A 12,048-nucleotide genomic window follows, 5' to 3' on the forward strand; every position below is an offset into this window, starting at 1 on the left:
GTTATTACTTTTCGTTTCTAACTATGATATGTCTTATAACTCCATCAGTAATTCTGAATACTCTATCTAATTCCTTAGGTAGTTCAGGAGCTGCAGTAAAGTTGATTAAAGTATAGTAACCTTCGTTTGCTTTACCGATTTCGTAAGCTAACTTTCTGTTACCCCATTCATCAACATTTTCAATAGCGCCACCACCATTTTCTATAACACCCTTAAATTTTTCGATTATAGCCTTTTTAGCTTCTTCTTCTAAAGATGTGTTTAGGATAAATAATGTTTCATATTTATTCATTCTTTTCACCTCCTCTGGACTTGCGGCCATCTTCAAGATGGCAGGATTACAATTTATTATTTTACTACTTTTATTTACATATTGCAAGAACTAATTGTTATCTTCATTTGAAAATATTACTTTTTTTACTCTTTTATTAAAATCTGCTCTAGATATCATAACTAACCTTCCACAATTTCTGCATTTAATTTTAATATCTGCACCTAATCTAATTATCTCCCATTCATTTCCTCCACACGGATGTCCTTTTTTCATCTCAACTATATCACCTAACTTAAACACTAAATTCATTTTTATCCTCCATTATACTTATCTATCATAAAATTTTTTTATTATCTAAAACATTCCTTACTATATTTCTAATTTTCATTAAATAAAACTCTTTTATTATCCATTATTTAACTTTTATGTTTCTTTACTGCATGAGTATTCTGATCATTATACTTTTGTACTATCTCTACGTTCTTTTAAACAAATTATATAAAATATCTTATCATATTTTTTATAATCGTTTCTACTATAATATAAATAGTTCCTACTAATATAATACTATTTTAAATTCATATTTATATATTGTTAAAATTACTTTTAAAAAAGTTTTATTATAACTTTTATCAGAATTAAAAATTTATGTATACCATAATATACATATTTTATATTAATGATATATAATTATCTTATTAATATAAAAGGATGGTTAACTTTGTATGATTATCTTAATTAAATTATTAGTGCTTGGTTGTCTTACTGGATTTGCTTGTGCACTTCCACTTAACATATATATAAGTGAAGATATAGTCTCTAATAAATATCCATATAGTAATAAAAACATCTATCTTTCAGTTGGTGCTCTATTATCTAACATATTTTTGTTATTGTTTTTTAACACTGCAATGACTTTTCTTTTCAACACAAATAAATATATTAAAAATTCTTTATTAATACTATTTGGTATATTGATTAATTTTTTCATTTTTATTTACTTTACTAATAAAACTCTATTTAATAAAAATCAAAAGTATCCTAAATATTTTGATGCATTTATGCTAGGTGTAATTAAAACAACTACAAATATATTCACACTTTTTATATGGCTTATAGGAAGTTTACTTTATAATATAATGCATAGATATATATCTTTACATTATATTTTCACTTATTATACGGGACTAATATGTGGAATAAGTATGTGGTTTATATTTTTAAATATAATTCAAATTAATAAGATACATATTATTACTCCGGCTTCAATTACTTATATAAAAAATATATTATTAAAATTCTTCTTTATTCTAAGTCTCTTATTAATAATGCTAGGCATATATGGATTAATATAGAAACTACTGTTCATAATGAAATATATAAATTTATGTTATTGCTATAATTCACAAATCGCAATTCATAATTAATGTTAACTTTCCCCTGCGACGAAAATATCGTAGTCCCGCGGACAGCCAAAAAAATTGTTCACCACTACTTAACCAGAACAAATTACAATATTCACTTTAACTATATATAAGCTACATGAAAGTGCAACTTTCATTAGCTCCGTATAAAACAGCATTATACTATCAATTCTAATTATAAAATAAATCTTAATAACAACTTAGCAACAATACACTTATAATTCAAGAAATTACTCCTAGTAACTTCCACCACAATTGTGAATCGTGAATTGTAAATTGTGAATTAAAAAAAAGAGGCTCGCCTACAAATTTTCATTTGTTATTACGAGATCCTCTTTTTACATTATTCCATTTCCATTGCACTATCTAGAACTTCTTTCTCTTCTGTTGATAACTCATATCTAGAAATTCCGCTTTCTATCTCTTTAGCATAAATAACACTTTCTTCTCTTCCAAAAATACTTGTTAAAACAAATCCATTATTTTCATTATCTAACATTACAATCGAAAAACTTAAATCTGATCCTACATCATCAAAAGCTTTATATCTTTTCATTTCTACCTTTCTGATTGATGTATCAACTTTACTTAATATTTCTTCATGTAATTCAAATATAGTATTATTCTTTTCTTTCACTTCTTCAACTGCATTCATATATTTTTCTATTATATCTTCTAATGATTTTCCTTCACATCTAAATAAACTTTTATATCTTTTATTTAGCTTTCTATTTGAATTAATTAATACTAATAAAAATATAAATAATATTAAAATTACTGCAATCATTGATATAAGTATTATACTAATATTATCACTAACTATTTGATTTATTTTGTCCATGATTTCCTCCTCAAATTTGTTTCACGTGAAACTTGCTACATTAATAATTCAAGAATCCTATCTAATTCTTCTGGCGAATAATACTCTATTTCTATTTTTCCCTTATTATCTTTTTTAGTTTTAATTGACACTTTTGTTCCAAAGTGCTCACTAATCCTACTTTGCAATTCTTTAATATAAATATTTTCTTCCTCTACAATTGATTCCTTTACCTTCGGATTTAAAATGTCTCTTACTAATCTTTCTGTTTCTCTTACACTTAATTTATTATCTATAACCCTTATAGCCATTTCATATTGTGTATCTTTATTATCTAATGATAATAATGCTCTTCCATGTCCTTCAGATATTACCCCTTCAATTAAATACTGCTGAACACGCTTATCTAAGTTTAATAGTCTCATTGTATTAGTTATCGCTGTTCTTGATCTTCCTATAACCTTTGAAACCTCTTCTTGAGTTATAGAAAATTCTTTTATTAATCTTTTAAAAGCTAATGCTTCTTCTATAGGATTTAAATCCTCTCTTTGTATATTTTCTATCAACGAAACCTCTAATACCTTCTGATCAGTTAATTCCATAATAACCGCAGGAATAGACTTTATTCCTGCCAATTTTGCAGCTCTCCAACGTCTTTCTCCAGCAATTATTTCATAATCATTTCCACTTTCCTTTAATACTAAAGGTTGAATGATACCATTGTCTTTTATGGATTTAGCTAGATTGGATATTTTTTCTTCATCGAAATTTTTTCTTGGTTGTTTGCTATTTGGTTTAATCCTATTTATATCTATTAAATCTATTGAATTTTTTTCTTCCACTATTTCTTCATCAGGAATAAGTGCTCCTAACCCTTTACCCAATCCAAATTTTTTACTCACAATTACTCCTCCTGTCTACGTAAGAATTCTTTTGCCAACATATCGTAACTTTCCGCACCCTTACATTTAGCATCATATAACATAATAGGTAGTCCATAACTTGGTGATTCTGCTAGTCTAACATTTCTAGGAATTACTGTTTCATATACATAATCCCCAAAGTGATTTTTTACTTCTTTAGCAACCTCATTACATAAGTTTGCTCTTATATCATACATAGTTAAAAGTATCCCTTCATATTTAATATTAGGATTTAAACTTTTCTTAACTAAATTTATAGTATTTATAAGTTGTGATACACCTTCTAATGCATAATATTCACATTGTATTGGTATAAATACAGAATCTGATGCTACTAATGCATTTATAGTAAGTAATCCCAATGATGGTGGACAATCAATAAAAACAAAATCAAATTTATCTCTTACTAGTTCCAACTTTCTCTTTAATATATCTTCTCTATGATTTATTCCTGTCAATTCAACTTCTGCACCTGCTAATGCTTGTTCAGAAGGAATTATGTATAAATTTTCTATTAATTCACTTTTAATGATACAATCTTCTATTTCTGTATCATTAGTTAAAATATCATATATAGAAAATTCTAAATTGGATTTATCTATTCCTAATCCTGATGTAGAATTTCCTTGTGGATCTATATCTACTATTAAAACCTTCTTACCTTCAAAAGCTAAATATGTAGCTAGATTTATATTAGTAGTAGTTTTTCCGACTCCACCTTTTTGATTAAAGACACATATTGTTTTCACATCTATCCCCCCTATACTAATCTCTTATAATGATATTATAAATTACATTAATATGTTATAAAAGATAATTTCACAAATTCTTAAAATAATTTTTTGTAAAAAAAAGATTTAAGGAATATTATTCCTTAAATCCTGGTTTAAAAGTACCGTTTCACGTGAAACATTACTTTTTAGGTATCTTTACTGTTACTTCTATATAGTCATCACTTTCTTTAGATTTATATTTTGCACTAATACCATATTTATCAAATACTTGTTTTATCGTGTTTATATAAATCTTAGAACCAAAAACTCCCTTGATTCTCTTTTTTCCGTCCTTACCTATATCTTTTTCTTCATGCATATATTTTAATAGTGTTCTATCAATTAAAGCCTCTGTTTCTTTAACATTAAGCTTATTTTCAATTACTTTATCTAAAACCTTAATTTGCATTTCAGTATTAGGTAATTTCAATAAAGCTCTTGCATGTCTCTCTGTAAGAGCATTTTCTATAAGCCTTTTTCTTATCTCATAATCTAACTTAAGAACTCTTAACTTATTTGCTATTGTAGATTGTTTTTTTCCTATACTTTGTGCTAGAGTTTCTTGAGTATAATTATGTTCTTTTAATAAATTATAATATGCTTCTGCTTCTTCTAAGAAATTCAAATCTTCTCTCTGTAAATTTTCTAATAAAGCAATTGCAGCACTTTCTCTGTCATTTATATCAACTAATATTACAGGTACTTTATCTAATCCAGCTTTTTTTGCTGCTCTTAATCTTCTTTCTCCTGCAACTAATTCATAATAATTTTCTTTTATTTTTCTTACTGATAAAGGTTGTATTATGCCATATGTTTTTATTGATTCTGATAATTCTTCTATAGTTTCATCATTAAAAGTCTTTCTTGGTTGATAAAGATTTGGATATACTTCAAATGGAGAAACATATTGTATCTTACTTTCTTCTATTCCCTTCATATTAAATCCCATCCTCATAAAAAAATCATTATTTAACTTAATTATTTAATAGGCCTCTTACTGATTACTCCAGCCTTTCTTGGATATACATTCGAAGTTTCCTTTATCTTTTTTATCACAACAAGATTATGATTAAGATCAGTTCCTTCAACTTCAACTTCTATTATATCTTCTATTTTCCCTCCAAGAGTTGCTATAGCATTTTTTCCTTCTAATATTTCTGTTTCTATGGCTGGCCCTTTTAGTGCTATAAGATATCCCCCTACTTTTACATATGGAAGTGTATATTCACTAAGTACCGCCATATTAGCGACTGCTCTTGAAACTACAGCATCAAAACTTTCTCTCAATTCTGGCTTTCTAGCTCCATCTTCTGCTCTGCTATGAATAGTACTTATTTTTTGTAAATCTAATTTACAAATTACCTCATCTAAAAAATTGATTCTTTTGTTTAATGAATCTAAAAGTACCACTTCTGTTTCTGGAGATACTATCTTTATTGGTAGTCCTGGAAATCCTGCTCCCGTACCAACATCAATAACTTTCTTCAAATTTTTAAATTCTGAAAATCTAAAAATCTTTAAGCAATCAATAAAATGCTTTTTAAAAATGCCTTCATCATCTGTAATAGCCGTAAGATTTATTTTCTCATTCCATTCTTTTAATAAATCTTTATAAATAACAAACTTCTCAAACTCTTTTTCTGAAAACGGTATTCCTTCCTTATCTGCAGAAGTTTTCATAAGGGTATAAAAATCCATATAGTCCTCCTTTGAATTAATTTACTTTTTTGTATTAGATTTACTTTTGCTTATTTTGCTTCTTCTTTTGCTCTAAATATATCATTAATACAGAAATATCCGCTGGTGATACTCCTGATATTCTAGATGCTTGACCTATATTCATAGGTTTGAATTTATTTAATTTTTGTATTGCCTCTGTTCTTAATCCGTAGACATCAGAGTAATCTAGATCCTTGTCTATTAACCTATTTTCTATTTTTTTAAATTGTTCAACTTGCTCTAACTGCTTTTGTATATATCCTTCATACTTAGCTATAATATCAATTTGATCAATTATATCTATAGGTAATACTTCTCTTTCAGCATCTAATGGCTCTACAACCCTATAATTTAATTCTGGTCTCTTAATAAGTTCATATAAAGATATTGGTTTCTTTAATGCTACTGAATCTAATTGCTCTAAAAATTCATTTACTTCCTTTTTATTTGTTATTTGAAGATTTTTTATTCTCTCTAATTCAGCTTCTAACTTAGCTTTTCTTTCAACAAAAATATTATATCTATGATCATCAACTAATCCTATTTCTCTTCCAAGTTCAGTTAATCTTAAATCTGCATTATCTTGTCTTAATAAAAGTCTATATTCAGCTCTTGAAGTCATCATTCTATATGGTTCATTTGTTCCCTTAGTAACTAAATCATCTATTAATACACCAATATATGCATCACTTCTTCTTAATATAAACGGTTCTTGATTTTTTATTTTTCTAGATGCATTTATTCCTGCTATTAAACCTTGTGATGCTGCTTCTTCATATCCTGATGTACCATTAAATTGTCCTGCACCAAAAAGTCCATTTACTTTCTTAAATTCTAGTGATAATTTAAGTTCAGTAGGATCTACTGAATCATACTCAATAGCATATGCTGATCTCATGAATTCACAATTTTCTAATCCTGGAATTGTTCTATACATTGCTATTTGTACATCTTCCGGCATAGAAGAACTCATACCTCCGATATATAACTCTTCAGTATCTTCACCTTCTGGCTCTACAAATATTTGATGTTGCAATTTATCAGGGAACCTCATAATCTTATCTTCTATAGAAGGACAATATCTTGGTCCTATTCCTTCAATAGATCCATTATACATAGGTGATCTATCTATATTTTCTTTTATTATATTATGAGTTTTTTCATTAGTATAAGTTAAATAACATGATATTTGCTCTTTTTCTAAATTGCTATTAGTAAATGAAAATGGAATTATTCTTTCATCTCCACATTGTTCTATCATCTTTGAAAAATCTACTGAACTTCTCTTTACCCTTGCTGGTGTTCCAGTTTTAAATCTTCTAAGTTTTATACCTAAATTCAATATTGATTGAGACAAATCCATTGCTGGCACTAATCCATTAGGACCACCATAGTAACTTGTTTCACCAATTATTATTCTACCTTTTAAATAAGTACCCGTTGCCAAAATTACAGCTTTAGTCTCATAATAAGCGCCATTTTTCGTTATAATTCCTTTAACTTCGCCCTCTTCCACTTCTATAGAAATTACTTCAACTTGTTTTAAGTAAATATTATCTTCACTTTCTAAAACCTTTTTCATTTCCCTAGTATATGAGTGTTTATCTGCTTGAGCTCTTAAAGAATGTACTGCTGGCCCCTTAGATGTATTTAGCATCCTTGATTGGATAAATGTCTTATCTATATTCTTTCCCATTTCTCCGCCTAAGGCATCTATTTCTCTAACTAAGTGTCCTTTTGCAGTTCCACCAACATTGGGATTACAAGGCATCATTGCTATAGACTCTAAACTCATTGTTGCAACTAATGTCTTCATTCCTAGTCTCGCACTTGCAAGAGCCGCTTCACATCCTGCATGCCCGGCTCCAATTACAACAACATCAAATTTGCCTCCAAAGTATGTTTTCATCTTTTCCTCCTAATTTCTTCTTTATATTCTATTTTCCTAAACAAAATTCTGAAAATATCTTATCTATTAGATCTTCTTCTACTGTTTCTCCATTAATTTGACCTAATGCACTCCATGCATTTCTGATATCTATAGATGCTAAATCTATTGCCATTGTATCTTTTAATGCACATAAAGTTGATTGTAGACATTCTTTAGCTTTATATAATGCTTCTTTATGTCTTATATTCGTAACCATTACTTCTGAAGAATTTATCTTACCATTAAAGAATAATTCTTTTATAGCGTTCTTTATTTCATCTATTCCTAATTCATCCTTAGTCGATATAGGAATAATATAATCTTGATTTAATTCTTTTAAATCATTTTGATTGATAGCATTAGGTAAATCTTGCTTATTTAATAATACTATATATTTTTTATTTTTTATATATTTTATTATTTCTATATCTTCTTCTGCTATCTCTCTTGAAGCATCTAACATTAGTATAACTAAATCTGCCTCCTCAATTTTTTCCTTCGATCTCTCTACACCTATTTTTTCTACTACATCTTCAGTTTCTCTTATTCCTGCAGTATCTATAATTCTTATAGGAATCCCATCAAGAGATATATATTCTTCTATTATATCTCTTGTAGTTCCAGGTATATCTGTAACTATAGCTCTATTTCCTCTAGTTAATACATTTAATAGTGAAGATTTTCCTACATTCGGCTTTCCTACTATAACTGTGGACAATCCATCTCTAATTATCTTTCCTGCCTCTGCACTTTCTATTAATTTATTTACTTCATTAATTACTAATTTCACATCTAATTCTGTTTTTTCTGAAGTAACTTCTTCTAAATCATCTTCTGGATAATCAACGGTAGCTTCAATATGTGCTATTATTTCTAATAATTTATTTCTTAATTCATTTATTTCTTTTGATAATTTTCCTTCACTTTGAACTAATGCACTTTTCATTGAAACTTCTGTTTTAGAATTAATTATATCCATAACCGCTTCAGCCTGTGATAAATCAATTCTTCCATTTAGAAATGCCCTTTTAGTAAATTCTCCCGGCTCAGCAAGTCTAGCTCCAGATTTAATAACAGTATCTAAAACTCTTTTAGTTGCTATAACTCCCCCATGACAATTTATTTCGATAGTATCCTCTGCTGTAAAAGACTTCGGACCTTTCATATATGATAATATCACTTCATCAATCTTTTCGTTAGTTTCGCTGTCAATTATACTTCCATATCTCATAGTATATGGCTTAATGTCATCTATACTTTTTCCACGTACTCCTCTAAATATCTTCTTAGCTATTTTAAGAGCCTCTTCTCCTGATACTCTTATTATAGATACACTTCCTTCTCCTACCGCTGTTGCTACGGCCGCAATAGTGTCAAATTCTTTCATGATCTATACCTCCTAAGTTCTACATTGAATCTTGCTCTTAAGCTTTTAATTCTATATCTAATAATATATTTACAACATTTTTTTATCAATAATCAGTTATTACCACTTATAAATTTTCCATCTAATAAAAATCAACCTCCCCTAAGGGAGGTTGATTTTTATTAATTTTTATTTCAATTCTAAAACAACTCTTCTATGGGGCTCATTTCCCTCTGAATATGTCTTTACAAATCTATCATTTTGCAATGCTGAATGAATGATTCTTCTTTCATATGGATTCATAGGCTCCAATTTTATTGTAGTTTTTGTTCTTGCAACTTTTTTAGCAGTTTTATAAGCTAAATGTCTTAAACTTTCTTCTCTTTTTTTTCTGTAATTAGAAGTATCTAAAATAACTCTTTTATATTCATCATTGCTTCCCTTATTAATAACCAATGATGTTAGATATTGAAGCGAATCTAGTGTTTCTCCTCTATATCCAATAACTATACCCATATCTTCTCCTTCTAATTCTATATTTAATACATTATCTTTTTCTTCTACTTTTATATTAGCGTCTATTTTCATACTCTCTAATATACTTTGCAAGAATTGCCTTGCTTCAGATATATAATCTTTCTTTACCATTACTTTTATCTTTGCCGGCTTACATCCTATCCCTAAAAACCCTTTACTTCCTTCGTCAATTACCTCATAAGTAACTTTATTTTCTGTCACATTTAATTGTATCAGGGCGTTCTGATAAGCATCTTTAACAGTTTTACCTGTCACCTCTACGATTTTCATACTTATTCTTCCCCCTCCCCTTATTTTTGAGGTTTATTTTTTATTTTTTTAGTAGTTATTGTAACTTTTGGTTTAGCTGATTGACTTTTTTCATCTTCAGCTTCAATAGCTTCTTCTTTACTTATTACTATCTTTCTAATTACACTCATAAATATCCATTGGAATATATTTGACACAACATAATATAAAGCAACAGCTGATGGTGTTATATATCCAAAATAAAACATCATACCTGACATAACTATATTCATCATATTTCCTTGACTTCCTGATGATGCTCCTTGCTGTTTTTGTGTCATATAACTTTGTATAAATGATGTTCCCCCAGCAAGAACAGCTAATACAACATTGTGAGTTGCACCAAAGTTTTTTATAAATAAAAATGACGTATTTAATAAATCCGCTAATGGTTCATTTTGTGGTTGTAACACGAAAAACATTGCCGCTAAAATAGGCCATTGAATAAGCATTGGTAAACATCCTGACATCGGGTTTATACCTTCATCTTGGTATAATTTCATAGTTTCTGCATTCATTTTTTCAGGATTTGATGCATACTTAGCTTTTATTTTCTCTATTTTAGGTGTAAGTCTCCCCATTTTTATTGAATTTATTATCATTTTAGTATTTAATGGTATAAGTATTATCTTTATAACAATAACAAATAACACTATTGTTAAAGCTGTTGTTATACCCTCTGATCCTAAAAATGGCTTAAGTAAATCATAAAAGAATAGAAATATTGTATTTAATATACCATATAATATTTGCAATATTAGCCCTCCACTTCTTATTTTAAAGGATCAAATCCTCCTTTGTTAAAAGGATTGCACCTTAAAATTCTCTTTATTGTAAGTATCGTTCCTTTTATAGCACCGTACTTTTCTAAGGCCTCTAGTGCGTATTGTGAACAAGTTGGATAAAACCTACATGTAGGTTGCCTCTTTAATGAAGATAAATATTTTCTATAGAATTTAACTATTATTATTAATATCCTTTTCATTATTTATTAAACCAGCTTTCTTAAACAAACTTATCAATGACTTCTCAATCTCGTGATAATTTTTACTATCCGAGCTAGTTCTCGCAATAATTACAAAATCATATCCTACTATAAATTTATCTTTATTTAGTCTATAACTCTCACTGATTAATCGTTTTACTCTACTTCTAACAACACTCTTTCCAACTTTTTTACTAACGGATATTCCAACCTTATTAATATCACGATGTCTATTGTTCTTATATGTATATAAAACTAATGTATTATTAGAAAAAGACTTTCCTCTTCTATATACTATTCTAAATTCTACATTACGTCTTAATTTTTCATCTTTCATCGACTTTCTTCTTTCTAAAAAATACTTCTATTACAATTTGCTTAGAGAAAAAGGCCACAAAAAACGCGGCCTATGCAGTCAATCTCTTTCTACCTTTTGCTCTTCTTCTCTTAAGAACGTTTCTTCCAGTTGATGATTTCATTCTTTTTCTGAATCCATGTTCTTTCTTTCTTTGTCTCTTTTTCGGTTGATATGTCATGAACATACTCAACACCCCCTCTATATAGAATTTTGATAGCAAGTTAATTACTAGCTAAACGTATTTATGGTTTTACTATTAAATTATATAGTTGTCAATGCACTATGTCAATCTATGTTTTTTTAATTCATTGTGAATAAAATTATCCCCAGGTTGTTCTTTTTGTGGATAACTTCTTGAATACATCTTATTATTTTGATATTATTAAGATATATTGTTAATAACTTGTGGATTATTTAAAGTTATACACATTTTGTGGATAACCCTGTGTATAACTTGTTAATTTTTTTATTTTAATTCAAAAATTCAGCACAATTCTTTATATTTTACTTGTGCATAACTTTTTTATATGTACTGTTAATAACTTTTATTATAAAATTTTTATCCACAATTTATTACTATTGTGGATAACTATAAAAAATTTATTCACAGTTTTTTTTGACTCTATATTTCTGTGCATAAATTTGTTGATA

Annotated in this window: 14 protein-coding genes; all 14 read right to left on the minus strand. The window is 27.9% G+C overall.

Going from position 1 to position 12,048, the window contains the following annotated elements; all coding sequences use genetic code 11:
- Positions 1 to 4: 4 nt before the first annotated feature.
- Positions 5 to 292, minus strand: a complete 288-nt coding sequence (gene rpsF, locus CM240_RS13250) for a 30S ribosomal protein S6 (RefSeq protein WP_044039586.1) — start codon at positions 290 to 292, stop codon at positions 5 to 7.
- 90 nt (positions 293 to 382) lie between these two features.
- Positions 383 to 583: a DUF951 domain-containing protein gene (locus tag CM240_RS13255; RefSeq protein WP_044039587.1), complete on the minus strand. Its 201-nt coding sequence runs from the start codon at positions 581 to 583 to the stop codon at positions 383 to 385.
- Positions 584 to 2,041: 1,458 nt separating this feature from the next.
- Positions 2,042 to 2,539, minus strand: coding sequence for a DUF4446 family protein (locus tag CM240_RS13265; protein ID WP_044039589.1), 498 nt, complete (start codon positions 2,537 to 2,539; stop codon positions 2,042 to 2,044).
- Between the two features lie 35 nt (positions 2,540 to 2,574).
- Positions 2,575 to 3,420, minus strand: a complete 846-nt coding sequence (locus CM240_RS13270; RefSeq protein ID WP_044039590.1) for a ParB/RepB/Spo0J family partition protein — start codon at positions 3,418 to 3,420, stop codon at positions 2,575 to 2,577.
- Between the two features lie 2 nt (positions 3,421 to 3,422).
- On the minus strand, positions 3,423 to 4,190 hold the full coding sequence (locus CM240_RS13275) for a ParA family protein (protein ID WP_044039591.1): 768 nt from the start codon (positions 4,188 to 4,190) through the stop codon (positions 3,423 to 3,425).
- Between the two features lie 163 nt (positions 4,191 to 4,353).
- The gene (gene noc, locus CM240_RS13280; RefSeq protein ID WP_044039593.1) at positions 4,354 to 5,151 is read right to left on the minus strand and encodes a nucleoid occlusion protein; all 798 of its coding nucleotides are present in this window, start codon (positions 5,149 to 5,151) and stop codon (positions 4,354 to 4,356) included.
- 41 nt (positions 5,152 to 5,192) lie between these two features.
- Positions 5,193 to 5,912: a 16S rRNA (guanine(527)-N(7))-methyltransferase RsmG gene (rsmG, locus tag CM240_RS13285; protein WP_044039594.1), complete on the minus strand. Its 720-nt coding sequence runs from the start codon at positions 5,910 to 5,912 to the stop codon at positions 5,193 to 5,195.
- A gap of 40 nt (positions 5,913 to 5,952) precedes the next feature.
- Positions 5,953 to 7,842 carry a tRNA uridine-5-carboxymethylaminomethyl(34) synthesis enzyme MnmG gene (mnmG, locus tag CM240_RS13290; RefSeq protein ID WP_044039595.1) on the minus strand — a complete coding sequence of 630 codons (1,890 nt, stop codon included), beginning with the start codon at positions 7,840 to 7,842 and terminating at the stop codon, positions 5,953 to 5,955.
- 28 nt (positions 7,843 to 7,870) lie between these two features.
- Positions 7,871 to 9,250 carry a tRNA uridine-5-carboxymethylaminomethyl(34) synthesis GTPase MnmE gene (gene mnmE, locus CM240_RS13295; RefSeq protein WP_044039596.1) on the minus strand — a complete coding sequence of 460 codons (1,380 nt, stop codon included), beginning with the start codon at positions 9,248 to 9,250 and terminating at the stop codon, positions 7,871 to 7,873.
- 168 nt (positions 9,251 to 9,418) lie between these two features.
- Complete coding sequence (gene jag / locus CM240_RS13300; protein ID WP_044039597.1) at positions 9,419 to 10,036, minus strand: RNA-binding cell elongation regulator Jag/EloR; 618 nt, start codon at positions 10,034 to 10,036, stop codon at positions 9,419 to 9,421.
- A gap of 20 nt (positions 10,037 to 10,056) precedes the next feature.
- Positions 10,057 to 10,809: a YidC/Oxa1 family membrane protein insertase gene (locus CM240_RS13305; protein WP_044039599.1), complete on the minus strand. Its 753-nt coding sequence runs from the start codon at positions 10,807 to 10,809 to the stop codon at positions 10,057 to 10,059.
- 17 nt (positions 10,810 to 10,826) lie between these two features.
- Positions 10,827 to 11,039, minus strand: coding sequence for a membrane protein insertion efficiency factor YidD (gene yidD, locus CM240_RS13310; RefSeq protein WP_044039600.1), 213 nt, complete (start codon positions 11,037 to 11,039; stop codon positions 10,827 to 10,829).
- Positions 11,011 to 11,376: a ribonuclease P protein component gene (rnpA, locus tag CM240_RS13315; protein WP_044039601.1), complete on the minus strand. Its 366-nt coding sequence runs from the start codon at positions 11,374 to 11,376 to the stop codon at positions 11,011 to 11,013. The genes yidD and rnpA overlap by 29 nt, the downstream gene beginning before the upstream one ends.
- Before the next feature lie 70 nt (positions 11,377 to 11,446).
- Positions 11,447 to 11,581, minus strand: coding sequence for a 50S ribosomal protein L34 (gene rpmH, locus CM240_RS13320; protein ID WP_044039602.1), 135 nt, complete (start codon positions 11,579 to 11,581; stop codon positions 11,447 to 11,449).
- Positions 11,582 to 12,048 lie beyond the last annotated feature (467 nt).

It is taken from the genome of Clostridium bornimense, from assembly GCF_000577895.1.
GTDB lineage: Bacteria > Bacillota > Clostridia > Clostridiales > Clostridiaceae > Clostridium_AN > Clostridium_AN bornimense.